The sequence below is a fragment of the Halobellus captivus genome, from assembly GCF_003697845.1.
Lineage (GTDB): Archaea > Halobacteriota > Halobacteria > Halobacteriales > Haloferacaceae > Halorubrum > Halorubrum glutamatedens.
In genome coordinates, this window is record NZ_RDQE01000005.1 from 173,553 (window position 1) to 192,510 (window position 18,958).

Annotated in this window: 21 protein-coding genes; 10 read left to right on the plus strand and 11 right to left on the minus strand. The window is 68.7% G+C overall.

From position 1 onward, the window contains the following. The first annotated feature begins 95 nt into the window (after positions 1-95). From EAO78_RS07620 to EAO78_RS07650, 7 genes are all read left to right on the plus strand, one after another. Entirely contained in the window at positions 96-413 is a 318-nt protein-coding gene (locus EAO78_RS07620; RefSeq protein ID WP_122105253.1) for a toxin-antitoxin system TumE family protein, read from the plus strand. 34 nt (positions 414-447) lie between these two features. Then, entirely contained in the window at positions 448-864 is a 417-nt protein-coding gene (locus EAO78_RS07625; RefSeq protein WP_122105254.1) for an HVO_A0114 family putative DNA-binding protein, read from the plus strand. A 74-nt stretch (positions 865-938) separates the two neighbouring features. Further along, positions 939-1,706, plus strand: a complete 768-nt coding sequence (locus tag EAO78_RS07630) for a nucleotide-binding protein (protein WP_122105255.1) — start codon at positions 939-941, stop codon at positions 1,704-1,706. Further along, complete coding sequence (locus tag EAO78_RS07635; RefSeq protein ID WP_122105256.1) at positions 1,703-2,326, plus strand: hypothetical protein; 624 nt, start codon at positions 1,703-1,705, stop codon at positions 2,324-2,326. Before EAO78_RS07630 ends, EAO78_RS07635 begins: the two co-directional genes overlap by 4 nt. Before the next feature lie 118 nt (positions 2,327-2,444). Next, positions 2,445-3,074 (plus strand): hypothetical protein, encoded by a 630-nt coding sequence (locus tag EAO78_RS07640; protein ID WP_122105257.1) that lies wholly within the window; start codon positions 2,445-2,447, stop codon positions 3,072-3,074. A 389-nt stretch (positions 3,075-3,463) separates the two neighbouring features. Next, a complete protein-coding gene (ppsA, locus tag EAO78_RS07645; RefSeq protein ID WP_122105258.1) occupies positions 3,464-5,818 on the plus strand; it encodes a phosphoenolpyruvate synthase in 2,355 nt (784 codons plus the stop codon). A gap of 156 nt (positions 5,819-5,974) precedes the next feature. Continuing rightward, entirely contained in the window at positions 5,975-6,616 is a 642-nt protein-coding gene (locus EAO78_RS07650) for a halocyanin domain-containing protein (protein ID WP_122105259.1), read from the plus strand. A gap of 59 nt (positions 6,617-6,675) precedes the next feature. Here EAO78_RS07650 and EAO78_RS07655 read toward each other — a convergent pair whose 3' ends face one another. Continuing rightward, positions 6,676-7,722 carry a glycosyltransferase family 4 protein gene (locus tag EAO78_RS07655; protein WP_122105260.1) on the minus strand — a complete coding sequence of 349 codons (1,047 nt, stop codon included), beginning with the start codon at positions 7,720-7,722 and terminating at the stop codon, positions 6,676-6,678. A 125-nt stretch (positions 7,723-7,847) separates the two neighbouring features. Between EAO78_RS07655 and EAO78_RS07660 the strand changes: the two genes are divergently transcribed. From EAO78_RS07660 to EAO78_RS07670, 3 genes are read left to right on the plus strand one after another with little or no spacing between them, the layout of a single operon-like run. Continuing rightward, a complete protein-coding gene (locus EAO78_RS07660) occupies positions 7,848-9,812 on the plus strand; it encodes a S9 family peptidase (protein WP_122105261.1) in 1,965 nt (654 codons plus the stop codon). A gap of 55 nt (positions 9,813-9,867) precedes the next feature. Next, complete coding sequence (srp19, locus tag EAO78_RS07665; RefSeq protein WP_122105262.1) at positions 9,868-10,146, plus strand: signal recognition particle subunit SRP19; 279 nt, start codon at positions 9,868-9,870, stop codon at positions 10,144-10,146. A gap of 2 nt (positions 10,147-10,148) precedes the next feature. Further along, positions 10,149-10,379: an H/ACA ribonucleoprotein complex subunit GAR1 gene (locus tag EAO78_RS07670; protein WP_122105263.1), complete on the plus strand. Its 231-nt coding sequence runs from the start codon at positions 10,149-10,151 to the stop codon at positions 10,377-10,379. A gap of 388 nt (positions 10,380-10,767) precedes the next feature. On the opposite strand, the gene EAO78_RS07675 is transcribed toward EAO78_RS07670, so the two are convergent. The 10 genes from EAO78_RS07675 to EAO78_RS18425 form a co-directional block, all read right to left on the minus strand. Beyond that, the gene (locus EAO78_RS07675) at positions 10,768-11,052 is read right to left on the minus strand and encodes a hypothetical protein (protein WP_122105264.1); all 285 of its coding nucleotides are present in this window, start codon (positions 11,050-11,052) and stop codon (positions 10,768-10,770) included. 102 nt (positions 11,053-11,154) lie between these two features. Next, positions 11,155-12,684, minus strand: coding sequence for an NADH-quinone oxidoreductase subunit N (locus EAO78_RS07680; protein WP_122105265.1), 1,530 nt, complete (start codon positions 12,682-12,684; stop codon positions 11,155-11,157). After that, positions 12,677-14,209: a complex I subunit 4 family protein gene (locus tag EAO78_RS07685; protein WP_203227848.1), complete on the minus strand. Its 1,533-nt coding sequence runs from the start codon at positions 14,207-14,209 to the stop codon at positions 12,677-12,679. Before EAO78_RS07685 ends, EAO78_RS07680 begins: the two co-directional genes overlap by 8 nt. Beyond that, positions 14,206-16,230: an NADH-quinone oxidoreductase subunit L gene (gene nuoL, locus EAO78_RS07690; protein WP_122105266.1), complete on the minus strand. Its 2,025-nt coding sequence runs from the start codon at positions 16,228-16,230 to the stop codon at positions 14,206-14,208. Before nuoL ends, EAO78_RS07685 begins: the two co-directional genes overlap by 4 nt. Before the next feature lies 1 nt (position 16,231). Continuing rightward, positions 16,232-16,552, minus strand: coding sequence for an NADH-quinone oxidoreductase subunit NuoK (gene nuoK, locus EAO78_RS07695; protein ID WP_122105267.1), 321 nt, complete (start codon positions 16,550-16,552; stop codon positions 16,232-16,234). Beyond that, positions 16,552-16,896 carry a hypothetical protein gene (locus EAO78_RS07700; protein WP_122105268.1) on the minus strand — a complete coding sequence of 115 codons (345 nt, stop codon included), beginning with the start codon at positions 16,894-16,896 and terminating at the stop codon, positions 16,552-16,554. Before EAO78_RS07700 ends, nuoK begins: the two co-directional genes overlap by 1 nt. Continuing rightward, on the minus strand, positions 16,893-17,165 hold the full coding sequence (locus tag EAO78_RS07705; RefSeq protein WP_122105269.1) for an NADH-quinone oxidoreductase subunit J: 273 nt from the start codon (positions 17,163-17,165) through the stop codon (positions 16,893-16,895). Before EAO78_RS07705 ends, EAO78_RS07700 begins: the two co-directional genes overlap by 4 nt. Positions 17,166-17,214: 49 nt before the next feature. Continuing rightward, a complete protein-coding gene (locus EAO78_RS07710) occupies positions 17,215-17,676 on the minus strand; it encodes a NuoI/complex I 23 kDa subunit family protein (protein WP_066414169.1) in 462 nt (153 codons plus the stop codon). Position 17,677: 1 nt separating this feature from the next. Next, positions 17,678-18,745 (minus strand): complex I subunit 1/NuoH family protein, encoded by a 1,068-nt coding sequence (locus EAO78_RS07715; protein ID WP_122105270.1) that lies wholly within the window; start codon positions 18,743-18,745, stop codon positions 17,678-17,680. Further along, the coding region (locus EAO78_RS18425) for an NADH-quinone oxidoreductase subunit D-related protein (RefSeq protein ID WP_463467550.1) at positions 18,745-18,958 on the minus strand (214 nt) is incomplete at its 5' end. The genes EAO78_RS07715 and EAO78_RS18425, both read right to left, overlap by 1 nt.

Sequence of the window (18,958 nt, forward strand, 5' to 3'; positions counted from 1 at the left end):
CCGTGACGGAACTCCCCGACGTCTCCGCCATGGTCCCGATGTTGGTCACACACCCAACGCTTATGGTGTTGGCTGCCGTCCCAACGCCGAGAGGGATGGCCCAGGAACCGTTCTTTCAGTACACGCACGTCGAATCCGGCCTCGTCGAGAACGTCGTGCTTCGGCCGACCGACGCCACCGAGACGTACCCCTCGGGCTGGAAGTACACGCTCCACCTGGGCACCCTCGACGATCTCACGCTCGTCCGGTACGACAACTCCCACGAGGACACGAAGGGCCACGAACATCACACCGCAGCCGGCGACGTCGACGACGTCGAGTTCCCGGGGATGGAGGACCGGCTCGTCGAGTTCTGGGCGAGTACGGACGAGTACTGGGACGCCGTCGGCGGCGATCCACCCCGGCCGTACTGACCGACCACCACCCGATCCACCGATTCACCCACCCATGACCACGCTTCACATCACCGTCGGCGACCGAGAACAGCTCCGCGGGGACGCACTCCAGTTCGTCAGGGACGTCGAGGCCGACGGTCTCGACGACCAGGAAGGAACGGCGACGCTCCAATTCGGGACGTACGACGACCTCATCGACAGCCTCACGCCGCTTCGCCTCGAACTCGTCCGGGCGATCGCGGAGAACGGTCCCGAGAGCATGCGCGAGGCGGCCCGCCTCGTCGATCGCGACGTGTCCGACGTCCACTCGGACCTCAAGCAGCTGGAAGTGCTGGGCATCCTCACGCTGGAGGAGGGCGGCCCGGGCGGCGCGATACGACCTCTCGTTCCGTTCGATCGGATCGAGGTACACGTCGACTACCCGCTCGTTGATGGGGACGATGCCGACGACGCACGCGCAAGTGCCTAGTCCGAGTCCGTCGTCACCCGCGCGCACGTCCGACCGATAGACAGTTTTTAGCGGATCGACACGGTGGAGGAGGCATGGTCGAGGCGTTCGCGGTCGCCAGCGGCAAGGGCGGCACCGGCAAGACGACGAGCACGCTCGCGCTCGGGATGGCGCTCGCCGAGGAGCACGACGTGACCGTCGTCGACGCCGACACCGGAATGGCGAACCTGCTGTTTCACACCGGGCTCGACGACGCGGCGGTCACCCTCCACGACCTCCTCGTCGAGGGGACCGCGACCGACGTCTCGGAGGCGACCTACGAGCGGTTCGGGCTCTCGGTCGTCCCCTGTGGCACCTCGCTCGCGGGCTTTTCGGCGGCCGACCCCGCGCGGCTCCGCACGGTCGTCGCGGAACTCGCGCGGGACACCGACGTCCTCCTTCTGGACTCGCCGGCCGCGTTGGGATCGAAGTCGGCGGTGCTGCCGATCGTGTTGGCCGACCGGGTCGTGGTCGTCGTCGAGCCGACGATCCCCGCGCTCTCGGACGGGCTGAAGGTCCAGGAGTACGCCCGCTCGTACGGCACCGAGACGGCCGGCGTGCTGCTCAACAAGGTCAGAGAGCCCGCCGCCGCGATCGCCGAGCAGGCGAGCCGACACTTCGGCGGGCCGGTGCTCGCCGAGGTGCCCGACAGCGACGTGGTCCGCGCGGCGCGGCGGGCGGGCAAGCCGCTCCTGGCGCACGCGCCCGACAGCGAGCCCGCGGAGCGGTACCGCGAGGCGGCCGCCCGTCTCGAGGTGCGCGACGGCGACGAGGACGCGGTGGCGGCGCGGTTCAAGAGCGCGGTCGTCCCCGACACCCCATGAGCGGGTCGACGGACGCGCCGGTTCTCGAGATCCCCCGCGGCGACCTCCTCCGCTCGCGGGTCGTCTCCGACGTCGGGACCACCCTGTCCGCCGCGCTCGAGCGGTCGTTGACGGGGTACGCGACGGTCGTTCCCCAGGAGACGCTGCTGCTCTCGGGCGACGCGCGCGGCGTGCTCACCTTCGAGGCGGGCGTTCCCGTGTTGGCGTACAACACCGTGACCGACAGCGGCGGTGCCGACGCGCTCGCCGAGCTTGCCGTACCCGGTCCGTATCGGGTGGAACTGTACGCGGTCGCACCCGAGGCGCTCCGGGCCGCCCACGACGAGGAGGCGCTCCGGGTCCCGCCCGCGGCGGCGGCGACGGAGCTCGCCGACGACCGCGACCTCGCCGAGCGAACGCGCGAGGCCGCGCCGGCCGACCGCCTAGCGGACGAGGACGGCGAGGAGGCCGACGCGGTCGCGGCGTTCCTCGCGGACGACGACCGGATCGCGGCGATCCGGGAGCAGGCGCGCAGCGAGGCGAGGGAACGGGCGAGCGAGTGGGGACTGGACGACGCGCTCGCTGACGACGATCCCGACACGCTCGCTGACGACGACCCCGATCCGCCGGAGCGGTTTTGACCTCGCCGAACCTACGTTCGCCATCACCGTATTCGGCCTCCTCCGACTGACCACGCCGCGGGACTTCGCCGACTGGTACGCCGCGAGCCGTGCGTACACCCGTCACGTCGCCGAGGGGATGGGCCTGCCCGGCGCGACCGAGGTCGACGGCGAGCACGTCGCGGACGCGCTGGCGACCGACCCGACCGACCTCTCGCCGGCGGCGGCACGGTCGGTGGCGACGACGCTGCTCGCGGACGGCGTCTTCTCGGAGCCCTACTGCGAGTGGATGCCGCTCTGGTACGAACTGGGCCTCCTCGCGCCGGTCAGGTACGGGGAGTGGCGGCTTCGGCGAGCGGCCCGCGAGGTGGCCGCCACCGCGGACGTGACCGCGACCGCCCCGCGATTCTCGCGGCCGCGGGACGTCGTCGTCGACGGGCGGCCCGCGCTCGACGGCGTCTCCGGGTTCCGCGAGCGGTTCCTCGCGGCGGCCGCGCTCCTCCATCTGGAGTGGTTCGTCCACGCCGCGCGCGCCGACGGGATCGACGTCCCGGGCGACCTCGTCGAACGGGCGCGTGAGGAGTCGTTGTCGTACTACGCCGGCGACCGCGACCGCCTCTCTCCGGAGATCCGACGGTTCCAGGAGCTGCTCTTCGCCGACGACGACTGGGTCGCGCGAGTGGACGCCGCCTACGGGCTCGACAGCCGGCTGTTCGGCCTCTGGGAGCGGCTCCTTCGGGACGAACGCCGGCGGCTCGCGGAGGCGTGACGGCGACAGGTGTTACAATACCCGTAACATGTGATCGATCCCGATATTCGAGCAGCAAGTAAGTATAGGTCGGACGGGAGCGTGAGGGGGGATACGGACCGTTCGTCGGTTCGTCACGCCCGCGACGAACTCGGCCCTCTCTCGTCCTCGAGCCGCCGGCGGAGCGTACTGCCGATCGGCTGTGTTCGATCTCGCGTCGGGACCACGCGTGTTCGATGGTCTTCGATGTGATCCGTCTCGATGTGATCCGTCACGGTGTATGCGATCCGTCGTTCTCGAGCCATGTCGGTCGGATCGACGCCGACAACTCGGTCTCGAGTAATCTTTTATTCGCGGGTGGTTCGTTCGGAAGATTCATACGGTGGGTCGTATATCCACCGAACATACGAATGGCAGTACTCTGGCTGGACGACGTCGACGCCGACGACATCGGGACCGTCGGCGGCAAGGGAGCTTCGCTGGGTGAACTCATCGGCGCGGGGCTGCCGGTTCCGCCGGGATTCGTCGTCACGGCGGGGACCTACCGTGAGTTCATCGAGGAGGCGGAGATCGACGAGGAGCTGTTCTCCGCCGTCGACGTGGATCCCGAGGACTCCGCGGCGCTCCGGGAGGCGGAGGCGACCGCCCGCGAGCTGATCACGGAGACCCCGTTCCCCGAGCCGGTCCGTGAGGGGATCTTGGAGAGCTACCGCGAGATGGGCGAGGACGGCGAGGAGGCGTTCGTCGCCGTCCGCTCCTCGGCGACCGCCGAGGACCTGCCAGACTCCTCGTTCGCCGGCCAGCAGGAGACGTTCCTCAACGTCCGAGAGGCCGACCTCCTCCGGCGCGTGAAGGAGTGCTGGGCGTCGCTTTTCACCCAGCGGGCGATCTACTACCGCCAACAGCGCGGCTTCCCCCACGAGGACGTCGACATCGCGGTCGTCGTCCAGCGGATGGTCGACGCCGAGAAGTCGGGCGTGCTGTTCACGAGCCACCCCTCGACCGGCGACCCACAGATGACGATCGAGGCCGCCTGGGGGCTCGGCGAGGCGGTCGTCTCGGGCACCGTCTCCCCGGACAACTACGTGTACGACCGCGGCCGCGGAGCCGTGGAGAACGTCACGATCGCCGATAAGAAGGTCGAGATGGTGAAGGATCCAGAGTCAGGCGAGACGGTCCAGCTCGAGGTCGGGGAGGACCGACGGAACGAGCGCGTCCTCTCGGACGCGGAGATCGAGGAGCTGGTCGGGCTCGGCGAACTCGTCGAGGACCACTACGGCACCCCCCAGGACGTCGAGTGGGCGATCTACGAGGGCGAGGTGTACATGCTCCAGTCGCGGCCGATCACCACGATCCGCGAGGAGGCCGGTGACGACGCGACTGCGGGAAGCGTCGATGCCTCGACCGGCGGGGCCGCGGCCGACGGGAACGGCGACGCAAGCGGCTCCGGGGCGGAGGACGGCGGAAACGGCGCGAACGACGACTCGGACGTCCTCGTCGACGGGCTCGGCGCGAGCCCCGGCGTCGTGTCGGGTACCGTCCGGATCGTGACGAAGCTCGACCACCTCGACCAGGTCCAGGAGGGCGACGTGCTCGTGACCGAGATGACGATGCCGGACATGGTGCCCGCGATGAAGCGCGCCGCGGGGATCGTGACCGACGAGGGAGGGATGACGAGCCACGCCGCGATCATCTCCCGCGAGCTCGGCGTTCCGGCGGTCGTCGGCACGGGCAACGGGACCCGCGTGCTGGAGGAGGGCGGAGGCGTCACGCTCGACGGCGACAAGGGAACCGTCCGTGCCGGAGCCGACGAGACGGCCGAGTCCGGCGAGGAGTTCGAGCCGGTCGAGGCCGCGCGGCCGGAGACGCCCGTCAAGCCGATGACCGCGACGGAGGTGAAGGTGAACGTCTCGATCCCGGAGGCCGGCGAGCGGGCGGCCGCAACCGGCGCGGACGGCGTCGGCCTGCTCCGGATCGAGCACATGGTGCTCTCGCTCGGGAAGACGCCGGAGAAGTACATCGCCGACCACGGCAAGCGGGCGTATCAGGACGAGCTCATCGAGGGCGTCCGGCGGGTCGCGGACGAGTTCTATCCGCGGCCGGTTCGGGTCCGGACGATCGACGCGCCGACCGACGAGTTCCGCGATCTCGAGGGCGGCGACGGCGAGCCGAACGAGCACAACCCGATGTTGGGCTGGCGGGGCGTCCGTCGGAGCCTCGACAAACCAGAGCCGTTCCGTCAGGAGCTCGCCGCGTTCGCGCGGCTCATCGACATGGGGTACGACAACCTCGAGGTGATGTTCCCACTGGTCAACGACGCCGCCGACCTCGAGGGCGTGAAACGCCACATGCGCGATGCGGGGATCGATCCCGAGACGCACCGGTGGGGCGTGATGATCGAGACGCCGGCGAGCGCGCTCCAGATCGACGAGCTCGCCGAGGCGGGGATCGACTTCGCCTCCTTCGGCACCAACGACCTGACCCAGTACACGCTCGCCGTCGACCGCAACAACGAACACGTCGCCGACCGATTCGACGAGCTCCACCCCGCCGTTCTCCGGCTCATCGGCGACACGATCGAGCGGTGTCGCGAACTCGGCGTCGACACCAGCATCTGCGGACAGGCCGGTTCGAAGTCCGAGATGGTCGATTTCCTCGTCGAGGAGGGCGTCTCCTCCATCTCCGCGAACATCGACGCGGTCCGGGACGTCCAACACGAGGTCAAACGGGTCGAACAGCGGTTGCTGCTCGATTCGGTGCGCTGAGATCGGTCGGGTCGGGATCCGTCCCTGGCGGTCGGTCGGAAGGGGCTGGCGGACCGACCGGAAGCGGCCGACGGACCGACCGGAGGGGGCGGCCGTCACCGGTTCCGAGCGAGCGGAACCAACATATTCACTATCGGCGGCGACGAACCCGGATCCATGAGCACGGACGACGTCTCTCGGCGCACGTTCATGCGGACCGCCGGCGGCACGGCTGCCGCCGTCGGCGGAGCCACGGCCGCGACGGGGACCGCCGCGGGACAGGAGGGAGGGAGCGAGGAACCGGACTGGCCGAGCGCCACGAACGGGAACGTGGGATCGTACCAGGACGCCCGCGGCGAAAGCGAGGTGACGGTCTCCGTCGGCGCCGGTGACCAGGGACTCGCGTTCGATCCGACGCAGCTGTGGGTCGACACGGGAACGACGATCACGTGGGAGTGGACCGGAAACGGCGGTGCCCACAACGTCCAGACCGTCGAGGACGGCGGGCCGGCCTCCCTCGACAGCGGCGACCCCGTCGACGAGGAGGGATACACCTACGAGTACGAGGTGACCGAGGAGGACGCCGGCATCACCCACTACCACTGCGTCCCTCACACCTCGGTCGGCATGCACGCCGGACTCGCGGTCGGCGAGGACGTCCCGACGGTGGACACGGGCGGCGGTGAAAGCAGCGCGGTGTTCGTCCCCGACAGCGCCCGTGCGCTCACCATCGCCACGTTCATCGCCATGGTGAGCACCCTGGGGCTCGCGTTCGTCTTCATGAAGTACGGCGGAACGATCGCCCCCGACGAGGCCTGAACCGCGACTCCGCACGCTCCCTTCTCCCGTCGCCGGTCTTCGGCCGTGCAGGTGCAACCTCAAGTCGCGCCGAGATCCCGGTAGACGTCGACGTATCGGTCGAGGATCGCGTCGCGGCCGTACGTCTCGAGCGCGGGATCGCTCGTTCGCCGCTCGAGGTCGCCGACGGCGACGATCGCGTCGGCCAGCTCGGCGGGGCTCGTGACGAGTTGCCCGCGCTCACGGCCCTCGACGAGTTCGTGGGCGCTCGAGTCGGCCTGGTACTCGACGAGCCCGACGCAGCCGCAGGCCAGCGCCCACAGCAGCTCCGTCGCGAACGTCTCCCAGCTCGCCGTCTGTGCGAAGACGTGGGTGCCTTTGAACACCGAGACGCGCTCGTCGAGCGGGAGCTCTCCGAGGAACGCCACCCGATCGTCGATCCGGAGGTCCTCGGCGGTCGATTCGATCCGAGCGCGCTCGGGACCGTCGCCGATCACGGCCGCGTTCCAGTCGCGCCCCCGGATCTCGGCCAACGCCAACAGGAACGTCTCGACGTTGGCGTGGCGGTCGAGCCGCCGTGAGTAGACGGCGTCGAAGCGGTCGTCCGGCTCCGTCTCGCGAACGAGATCGAGGTCGACGCTTTCCGGGATCACCCGAACCGTCGAGCCGTCAGCGCCGTGTTCGCGGATCCGCGTCTTCGTCGTGCGCGAGGGCGTCGAGACCGCGTCGGCGTCGCGCGCGAGCAGCCGATAGATCCGTCGCGAGTCCGCCGGGTGGTCGCGCCACCAGTCGACGAGGACCGGGGGGCCGCCGGCCCGGCCGGCGAGGGTCGTCCCGAGCGCCGGCGTCGGCGGGCTGTTGACCGCGTGGACGACGTCCGGGTCGAGCCGGCGGACGGCCGCCGGAACCCGCGCCGCGAACGTCGTCGGCGAGGGGTCGACGACGACGGACCGATACGTGACGTCGTCGGCCTCGAACGTCGACGCCTCGCCGCCCCACCAGCGGGCACACAGCCACGTCACGTCGTGGCCGCGGTCGGCGAGCCCCGTGGCGATCCGGTGCGTCCGGGAACGCGCCGGCGTGTCGCCGTGTTCGGGGCTGAAAAGCGAGACGAACGCGACGCGCATACGACGACCGGAGGACGGGGGCGAACAAAAAGACCCGCGATCCGCCCGGGAGGAAGCGTCGCGGCGCGTCCGGGGGACGTGAACTCCACCCGAAACGGTTTCTCCCCCGCGACGGAACGGGACGTATGCACCGATACGACGTCGAACGCTACCTCAACGTGCGGGGAGCGGGCGGCGCGGACCTGGGTCCCGACGGCCGACTCTCGTTTCTGCTCGACACCACCGGCACCTCGCAGGTGTGGTCGGTCGACGCCCCGCTCGCGTGGCCCGAACAACACACGTTCTTCGAGGATCGCGTCACGTTCGTCGACTCGTCGCCCGAGCGATCGGAGGCCGTCTTCGGCATGGACGAGGGCGGAAACGAGCGCGCACAGCTGTACCGGCTCGACTTCGAGACGGGAGCGATCACGGACCTCACGGCGCACCCCGACGCGAAACACCGGTGGGGCGGCTGGGCGAGCGACGGCGAGCGGTTCGCGTTCGCGTCGAACCGGCGCGAGGAGGCGGCCTTCGACGTCTACGTTCAGGACCGCGACGGCGTCGGCGACGACGCGGAGCTCGTCCACGAGGGCGACGGCTGGCTCTCCGTGGCCGGCTGGTCGCCCGACGACGACCGGCTGATCGTCCACGAGGCACACTCCTCGTTCGACCACGACCTGTACACCCTCGACTTCGACACGGGCGAGTTGACGCACCATACATCCCACGAGGGGGACGTCCGGTACGGGAGTCCCGAGTGGGGGCCGGACGGCGAGGCGATCTACCTCGTCACCGACCGCGAGACCGACACGCTCCGGCTCGAACGGCTCGACCTCGAGACCGGCGGTTTCGGCGTCGTCGTCGACGGCGACGAAAACGGTGACGGCGGTGGCGGCGAGGACGGCGATACGGGCGAAGGCGGCGATGGTGACGACGGGGGAAACGACGCGGACGAAAGCGGTCACGGGGACGAACGCGACCGCGAGGGCGACGACGAGAAGCCGCCGGCGGACGCCGACCCCGACGAGGGCAGCTGGAACGTCGATGGAGTCGCGATCCACGAGGAGTCCCGGCGGATCGTCTACTCGCGGAACGTCGACGGCTACACCGAGATCACGGTCGGCGAACTGGTCTCGCCCGACCGGATCGACGAGTTCCCCGCGCCCGAGTTGCCGAGGGGCGTCGCCGGCGGCGTGAGCTTCGGCCCCGACGGCGACCGGTTCGCGATCACCGCCACGGGCAGCACCGACAACGCGAACGTCCACGTCGTCGAGACGACCACGGGCGAGACGGCGCGCTGGACGAACGCCTCCACTGCGGGGATCCCCCGGGACACGTTCGTCGAGCCCGAACTCGTCCACTACCCCACCTTCGACGGCCGGGACATTCCCGCGTTCTTCTCGGTGCCGGAGACCGACGCGCCCGAGTCGGGCTATCCCGTCGTCGTGGACGTCCACGGCGGACCGGAGTCACAGCGACGACCCTCCTTCGGCGCGGTCAAACAGTACCTCGTGAACGGCGGCTACGCCGTCTTCGAGCCGAACGTCCGCGGCTCCTCGGGGTACGGGAAGGCGTACGCCGCGCTCGACGACGTCGAGAAGCGGATGGACTCGGTCGCGGACCTGCGGGCGGGCGTCGAGTGGCTCCACGATCACCCGGAGGTCGACCCCGACCGGATCGTCGCGATGGGCGGCTCCTACGGCGGGTTCATGGTGCTCGCGGCGCTGACGGAGTATCCGGAGCTGTGGGCCGCCGGCGTCGACGTCGTCGGCATCGCGAACTTCGTCACCTTCCTCGAGAACACCGGCGACTGGCGGCGCGAGCTGCGCGAGGCCGAGTACGGCTCGCTCGCCGAGGACCGGGAGTTCCTCGAGTCCATTTCGCCGATCAACAACGTCGAGTCGATCGAGTCGCCGCTCTTCGTCCTCCACGGCGCGAACGACCCGCGGGTGCCCGTCGGCGAGGCCGAGCGGATCGTCGAGGAGGCCCGCAAGCAGGACGTTCCGGTTCGCAAGCTGATCTTCGACGACGAGGGACACGGCTTCTCGAAGCTGGAGAACCGGATCGAGGCGTACCGCGCGATCGTCGAGTTCCTCGGGGAACACGTCTAGGGAGAAGACGACCGCGGTCCGAAACGACCTTACCCCGCGGGCCCGCCTCACCGGTATGGTCGAGAACGTCGTCTATCCCGCGTACTTCGACGTCGACCGCTCGCGGTCGGAGGGTCGCCGCGTCCCGACGGACCTCGCCGTCGAGGACCCGACCGTCGACGAGATCGCGAAGGCGGTCCAGCAGGTCGGCTACGACGCGGTGATCGAACGGGAGAAGACGTACTCTCGCGAGTACGAGCCCCGCGGCGCGGTGGTGGTGCGCGGCACCGACGACACCGCGAAGAACGACCTCGTACAGGCGATCGCCGCCTACATCGGGATCCTCCGCGAGTGACGATGCGTCGCGTCGGCACCGTCGTCAGAACCGCCCAGGGCCTCGCGATCGCCCGCGCCGATCCGGGAGAGGAACCGCCGGACATCGGTGCCGGCGTCGTCGACGAGTCCCTCTCGCGGGTCGGCCGCGTCGTCGACGTGTTCGGCCCGGTCTCACACCCGTACGTCGCCGTCACCCCCGACGACGGCGTCGCGCTCGCCGCGCTCGTCGGCGGACCGCTGTACGCCCGGTGAGAGGCGATCATCGGTAGAGAGCGATTCCCCCAGCCGCTCGGCCGTCGACACTCAGTGACTCGAGCGGTGGCGCGCGCCTGCGAGCGCCCGGAGGGCGCGAGTCAGCATGCGCGAGGGAGGGCGATACGACCCGTCAGCGGTTCCGGCGGGTCGTTGAGCCCGAGGCTGGGGAGGCGTGAGGTGCGGGGCTGTGCGGTGCGGGGTGGGATTCAAAGGGGCAGCCGCGAGGACGGCGCAGGCGACGTAAGGACCGCAGGGAAGGAGTGAAACGACTGACCGAGGACAGAAACGAGCGTGCGCCGTCCTCGCGGCTGGGGCTTTGGAGGTGTTCTCCGCGGTGGAATCGGTAACGCCATCCGTTCGCTGATCGCCGCCGACGCCACCCCGATCAGGCCGAGCCTTCCTCGACGATCTCGAAGTCGTCGATCGTCTTCATCGAGCGGACGAGCCGCTCGCACACGACGAGCTTCTCCGTGCGGTCCAGCCGGTCCCACGCCAGCTCCGGCGGCGGCGACTCCTCGAACGCCTGAAACCGCTCGAACACCCGCTCGTTGAGGAACCGCTCGAATGAGCCACAGTTCGGGCACGTCACCGAGAGGTGTGACGTGTCGAACTCCCGGCTCACGGTCTGTTCGAGACAGTTCAGACAGCGGTACCGCCGGCTTCGACTCATATTAGAACGAGGCGTCGAACGCGCTAATATCTGCGGTTGCCGGAGATCGGGTTCGAGTCGTCGAGTTCGACAGAAGGACGGACCGGAGGAGAGTCGCCGGCGCTAGAACGATCCCGACGCCGCGATGACGCCCTCGGCCGCGGCCTCGGCCGCCTCGATGACGGGACCGAAGCCAGGGAGGAGCAGCACGGTCGCGACCGCCGCGAAGACGACCGCCGCGTACAGCGCGGTCGGCCGCACGTCGATCGCGTCCAGCGCGCTCGGCGTCGCGGGGTCGTCGAGGAACATCGCCCGCACGACCCGACTGTAGTAGTACAGCGATATCACGCTGTTCACCGCGCCGAGGCCCGCGAGCCAGAGGAATCCGTTCTCGATGGCTCCCATGAACAGGAAGTACTTCGAGAAGAACCCGGCGAACGGCGGGAGCCCGGCGAGCGAGAACATGAACACGGCCATCGCCGTACACGCCACGGGGGCGCGCCGCGCGAGACCCGCGTAGTCCTCGAACGTCCGACCGATCCCCCACCGCTCGGCCAGCGCGACGAAGAGGAACGCGCCGGTGTTCATGAAGCCGTAGACGAGCAGGTGCGCCATCGCGGCGCCCATCACGGCCTCGTTACCGGCACTACCCGACGAGAGCGCCGCCAGTCCGATCAACGCGTAGCCCGCGTGGCCGATGGAGGAGTACGCCAGCATGCGCTTGACCTCCTCCTGAACGGCCGCCGCGAAGTTGCCGAGCGTCATCGTCACCGCCGCGACGACGGCGAACGCGAGCGCCCAGTCGATGCCGGCCGCGAGCGACGCCCCGAGCGGGAACGCCTCGGTGAACACGCGGAAGGCGACGACGAACCCGGCCGCCTTCGACGCCGACGAGAGGAACGCGCTCACCGGCGCGGGCGCGCCCTCGTACGCCTCCGGCGCCCAGAAGTGGAACGGCACGGAGGCCGTCTTGAACGCCACGCCGCCGACGATCATCACGATCCCGATGCCGGCGACGCCGGCGAGCGAGCCGAGCGATTCGATCCCGCTCGCGACCTCGCCGAAGATCAGCGATCCGGTCGCCGCGTACACCAACGAGATCCCGAACAGGAACACCGCCGACGACAGCGCGCCGACGAGGAAGTACTTCAGCCCCGCCTCGACGCTGCCGCGGTCCTTCTTCAGGAACGCCACCAGCGCGTACGACGGCAGCGACACCATCTCCAGGGCGACGAAGACGACCGCGAGCGAGTTCGCGACCGCCAGAAGCGCCATCCCCGTCGCGGCGAAGAGCGTCAGCGAGTAGAACGCCGCGGGGTTCGCGTGGTCGTGGAAGTAGTCGTGGGCGGCCACGACGACGAGCGCCGTCACCGACGCGAAGATCGCGGTGAAGAACAGCGCCAGCGTGTCCACCTTCACCGCGCCCTCGAGCAGCGTGATCGCCCCGCCGGTGTCGGCGTGACCCGTGCCGGCGACCACGAACCAGACGGTGACCGAAAGCGACGCGAGCGCGCCGAGCGCGCTCACGAGCGCCATCGACGTGTTCGACCGCTCGTTGGGACGGATCGTGTCGACCAACAGCAGCGCGAGCCCGGTGAGTCCGAGCAGCAGCGCGGGCGACAGCGCGGACCACGCCGGAAGCGCGTTAGACATCGACGCTCACCCCCTCGACCACGGGCATCGCGGCATCACGGATCATCTCGAAGAACAGGTCCGGCGCGACCCCGAGCACGACGATCGCCGCGAGCAGCACCGCGAGCGGCGCGACGTCGTGGAACGGAGCGCGACCGATCTCGTAGTCGGTCTCGAGCCGGAACGGCCCGAACAGCGTCTTCTGCATCGCCGACAGCAGGTAGCCGGCGACGATGACGATACCGAACATCGCGAGCGCCGTGAAGACGGGCGCGTACGGGAGCGACGGCGCGCCGAACGCGCCGACGAAGATGAAGAACTCCCCGGCGAAGCCGGCCATCAGGGGAAGCCCCATGTAGCCGAACGCGCCGGCGACGAGGATTCCCACGGTGACGGGCATCCGGTCGGCCATGCCGGCCATGTCGCCGACCATCCGGGTGTGGGTCGCGTTGTAGACGACGCCGACGGCCATGAACATCAGCCCCGAGATGAGGCCGTGTGCGACCATCTGGAACGTCGCGCCGCCGACGCCGTACTCCGTGAACACGACGAGCCCGAGGATGACGTAGCCCATCGACGAGACGGACGAGTACGCGACGATGCGCTTGAGGTCCTTCTGTGCGAGCGCCAACATCGCGCCGTAGATGACGCTGATCACGGCGATCGCCGCGATCGGGACCGCGAGCGCGGACGCCTGCTCGGGCAGCATCGTGAAGTTGAACCGGAGCAGCGCGTACGTCCCCATCTTCAGGAGGACGCCCGCCAGAAGCACCGAAACCGGCGTCGGCGCCTCGACGTGAGCGTCGGGAAGCCACGTGTGGAACGGGACGATCGGTACCTTCACCGCGAACCCGGCGAACGTCGCGAGGAACGCGACCATCGCGATCCGGCCGGGCGAGATGCCGAACCAGGTCTCGAGCCCGCCGTCCGCGATCGCCTGGGTGATCTCCGGAAGCGCCAGCGACCCGATCGAGTCGCCGAGCGCGAACGTCAGCGACATGAAGCCGATGAACATCAGCAGCGACGCCGCGTTCGTGTACACGAAGAACTTGATCGCGGCGTACTTCCGACGGGGACCGCCCCAGACCCCGATGAGGAAGTACATCGGGACGAGGACGGCCTCCCAGAAGACGAACCAGAGGAAGAAGTCGAGCGCGGTGAACACGCCCAGCAGGTTCGCCTCCATGAACAGCATCAGTCCGTAGAACTGGCTCTGACGGGTGTCGACGGGCGTCCACGCGCTGAGTATCGCGAGCGGAACGAGGAACGTCGTGAGCACGACGAGCGGCAGGCTGATCCCGTCGAGCCCGACGAACCACGACACCGTCCGGCCGCCGACCTCGACCCACTCGTACCGCGACTCGAAGGCGATCGTCCCGCCCGTGAGCGCGTTTCCGACCGCGTCGAACCGCGACCAGAGGTAGAGGCTCCCGACGAACGGGACCGTGCTCAACGCGAACGCGAGCCGACCCGCCCACGCGTTCGGCGCGAGCAGGACGAGGAGCGCGGCGAGGAACGTGAACCCGATGAGCGCCTCGAGTATCACAGGAACCACCCCCCGTTGACGCCGATCAGGACGAGCAGCGCGATCAGCCCCAGCGTGAGCATCGCGGCGTACTGGGAGACGAGCCCGGTCTGTATCCGGCGGACGCGGCTCCCGCCGGCGAGACTCACCGAGGAGACGCCGTTGACCACGCCGTCGATGATCCCCTGGTCGAAGGTGTCCGCGCCGCCAGCGATGTCTTCGGTCCGATACGCGATCCAGACTTGGAGTTCGTCGAGGTAGTAGTTGTTGTACAACACGTCCTTGATCCCGCCGAGTTTCGCCGTGTGTTCCGTCGGCGACGCGACGTTATAGAGCCGCCACGCGAGGCCGAGGCCGGCGAGGGCCAGCCCGAGCGAGACCGCCGCGCCGACGAGCACGGTCGGGACCTCCCCGCCGGCGATGTATCCGCTGCTGTACGGACCCAGATCCGCGTAGTGGTGTGAGGAGAGCCCGTCGATGCCGCCCCACTCGTTGTCGAGCCAGCGGTGGAGGTAGTCGATCCCCTCCAGTCCGAGGACCTTCTGGACCGGCACCATGTTGATGAACCCGGTGACGACCGCGAGCGATCCGAGCACCGTCAGCGGTCCCTTCACGTTCCAACGGACCGGTTCGGGGTCGGCCGCCAGGTCGGTCCGCGGCTCGCCGTGGAAGGTCAGGAACACCATCCGGAAGGTGTAGAACGCGGTGACCGGCACCGCGAGAAGCCCCATGACGTATCCGCCGAGAAGCAGCGGCTCGTTCAGGCCGTGGACGAGCGCCTCGTAGAGGATCTCGTCCTTCGACCAGAAGCCCGCGAACGGGAAGATTCCCGCGAGCGCCAGCGAGCCGGCGAGGAAGGTGTAGTAGGTGACGGGCATTCTCGCTTTCAGCCCGCCCATGTCCCACATGTCCTCGTTGTGGTGCATCGCGATGATGACCGATCCGGCACCGAGGAACAGGAGCGCCTTGAAGAAGGCGTGGGTCGTCAGGTGGAAGACCGCGGCCACGTACCCGCCCGCGCCGAGCGCGAGCATCATGTATCCGTACTGCGAGATGGTCGAGTACGCGAGCACCTGCTTCAGCTCGTCCTTCACCACGCCCATCGTCGCCGCGAACAGCGCGGTGAAGCCGCCGATGAAGGCGATGACCGCGAGCGTCGTCGGCGTCAGCGCGTAGAAGCCGTACATCCGCGCGACGAGGTAGACGCCCGCCGCGACCATCGTCGCCGCGTGAATGAGCGCGGAGACGGGCGTCGGACCCTCCATCGCGTCGGGCAGCCAGGTGTGAAGCGGGAACTGCGCGGACTTCCCGACGACGCCGCCGAGCACGAGCAGGCCGACGACCGTGAACCACGTCATGACGTCGAGCCCGCCGGGCGTCCAGACCGCTTGGTCGCCCGCGAGCGCCGCCTCGGCGAGTGCGGGGAACGACCCCTCGCCCGCGAACGCGGCCGTCCCGAACGTCGCGAACACGGCGACGACGCCGACCAGGAAGAAGTAGTCGCCGAATCGGGTGACGAGGAAGGCCTTCTTCGCCGCCGACGGCGGCCCGGGCTCGCGGAAGTGGAACCCGATGAGCAGGTACGAACAGAGCCCGACCAGCTCGAAGAACATGAACGCCATGAGCAGGTTGTCGGCGACGACGAACCCGAGCATCGAGGCGGTGAAGAGCCCGAGACCGGCGTAGTAGCGCGGGAGCCCCGTCTCGCCCTCGTCGTTCATGTAGCCGAGCGAGAAGACGTGGACCAGGAGCGCGACGAGCGTCACGATGACGAGCATGAGCGCCGACAGCGGGTCGACGAGCGCGCCGAACGTGAGCTCGAACTGGTCGCCGGCCGCCCACGTGTACAGCGTCTCGTCGTAGGCGCGGCCGCCGGCGACGGTCGCGGCGATCCACAGCGACAGCAGGAACGAGCCCGCCGTCGCCGCTATCCCGCCGAAGGCACCGCCCTTCGGGAGGTACTTCCCCGCCCCGAGCGCGACCAGGAACGAGAAGAACGGTAACAACACGACGGCCGGAACGTAGGCGAATGCGTCCACCATCTTACCACCTCATCTCCGTCGGAACGGTCACGTCGATGTCTCCGAAGTTGCGGTACAACACGAGGATGATCCCGATCCCGATCGCGACCTCCGCGGCCGCCAACGCGATCACGAACAGCGCGAACACCTGGCCGGTGAGGTCGCCGTAGTACAGCGAGAACGCGACGAAGTTGATGTTCGCCGCGTTCATCATGAGCTCGACGCTCATGAGGAAGTACAGCGCGTCGCTCCGGGTGAGGATCCCGAACAGGCCGATACAGAAGACCCCGGCCGCCAGGAGGAGGTACCACTGCGGCGGGATGGACGCTGCCACGGCGGCCATCACCGCTCACCCCCGTCGCGTCCGCCGTCGGTGAGCGCCTCGCCGATCGCCGCGCTCACGGAGCCGCCGTCCTCGCGGCGCGCGAGGTAGATCGCCCCGTCGACGGCGACGTCGAGCGCGACCGCGACGATCAGGAACGCGGCGAGGAAGCCCTCCGCGGGGATCGTCGCCGCCTCGCCCAGGTTGAACAGGGCGTACCCCACGTTGTGGACGATCGACTCGCCCTCCGGGAAGCCGGCCGCCTCCTCGAAGCTCGCAGAGAGGAACGTCACGGCCATCACCGCGAACAGCACGCCGACCGCGATCGCGGGCAGGATCCGGTTTCCGCCGGATTCGTCAGTCATCCGCTACTCACCTCCACGTCGTCCGTTCTATCCGATCGCGTGAGCATCACGGCGAACGTGACGAGTATCAGAACCCCGCCCACGTAGACGAGGATCTGCATGGCGGCGATGAACTCCGCCTGTAACATCACGTAGTGCACCGCGACGCTCGTCAGGGCACCGCCCAGAAGCAACGCGGCGTGAAACACGTCGCGCGCCAGGACGACCCCCAGGCTGAACGCCAGCGTGACCGCGGCGAACAGCGCGAACGCGATGGTGTCGTAAACCATTGTGTAACCCTCCAATCAGTGTCCCTTTGAAGATTTCGAGATACGCCCGTTACTGGTAGTCGACCTCGCCGTCTCCCTCCCCGATCCACGCGCCGCGATCGGGGTTCCGGGACTCCAGCGGGTCGATTCCCTTGTACCACGGGACGTTCTTGAGCTGTTCCTTGTTGTAGACGAACTCGTCCTTCGAGTCCGCGGTGAACTCGAAGTTCTGCGTCAGCAGGATGGCGTCGACGGGACAGACCTCCTCGCACAGCCGGCAGTAGATACACTGCCCGATGTGGAGGTTGTACTGCTCGCCGTTGCGCTGGTCGTCCTGAACGATCTGGATCGTGTCGTTCGGACAGACGTTCTCACACTGTCGACACCAGATACACCGCTCCTGGCTGAACTTGTGGACCCCGCGGAACCGCGGGCTCACGTCGGGTGCGTCCTCCGGGTATTCCACCGTGAACGTCGACCCGTCCAGTGCGTGTTTCATCGTCGTCGCCATCGATTTCATGAGTCCGATCATATCAGGCGATCACCCCCACGATTACGGCCGTGAGCACCAGGTTCGCGAACGACAGCACCAGCATTCCCTTCCAGCCGATCTCGATCAGCTGGTCGATCCGGACGCGCGGCAGCGCCGAGCGCGCCCACTGCGTGAACAGGAAGAAGCCCCAGATCTTCACCACGAACCAGAGGAATCCGATGCTCTCCGGTCCGGGACCGGACGCCCCGCCGAGGAACGTCACGGCGAGGATCGCCCCGCCGAGGAAGACGTGGACGAACTCCCCCAGGTAGAACAACACGAAGTACGCGGAGGAGTACTCCGTCTGATATCCCGCGACGATCTCCGTCGGCGCCTCCGGGATGTCGAACGGGTTCCGGCCGATCTCCGCCATGTTCGCCGTGAGGAACAGCACGAAGGCGAACGGGTTCACGAAGGCGTACCACGTCGGCACGTCGAAGCCGCCGACGCTGAACAGGACGTCGGTCTGTGCGGCGACGATGCCGCTGGTCTGGAGCGTCCCCGCGAAGACCACGACGGACATCGCGGTCACGATGAGCGGGATCTCGTAGGCGAGGTTCTGTGCCACCGCCCGCAGTCCGCCCAGCATGGAGTACTTGTTGTTCGACGCGTAGCCCGCCATCACCAGCGACACGGACGCGATGGAGGCGAACGCGAACACCAGCGCCAGTCCGACCTCGGGGTCGGCGATCTGGAGGTTGATCGGGCCGAGCCGACCCATCGGAATGACGGCGAAGCCGAGCAGCGCCGACGCGGGCAACACGATCGGTGCGAGGTCCCACGTCGGGCGGTCGACGCCCTCGGGGACGATGAGCTCCTTCGCGAGCAACTGGACCGCCGCAGCCGGGATGATGAGCAGTCCGAACGGACCGATCCGGTTGACGGCGATCCGATCGGTGAACGCGGCCGTGATCTTCCGTTTCGCCCACGGCCCGGCGACGCCGGTGAACGCGAGCACGATGTTCCCGACGACCGCGGCCGCGACGAGCGATCCGACCACGTCGCCGAGGACGCCGGACAGCCCGAGCGTCTCCGAGACGAACTCGGGGAACAGCTGTACCGTCCCCATCAGCGGTCCACCTCCCCGAGCACGATGTCGAGGCTCCCCAGCGCGGCGATCACGTCGGGGATGTACTCGCCGTTGGCCATCTCGGGAAGCGTCTGGAGGTTCGAGAAGCACGGCGAGCGGATCTTGAAGCGGGCGGGTTTGTCGGTGCCGTCGGCGCGCATGTAGATGCCGAGTTCTCCCTTGGCGGCCTCGACGGCGCGGTAGATCTCGGTG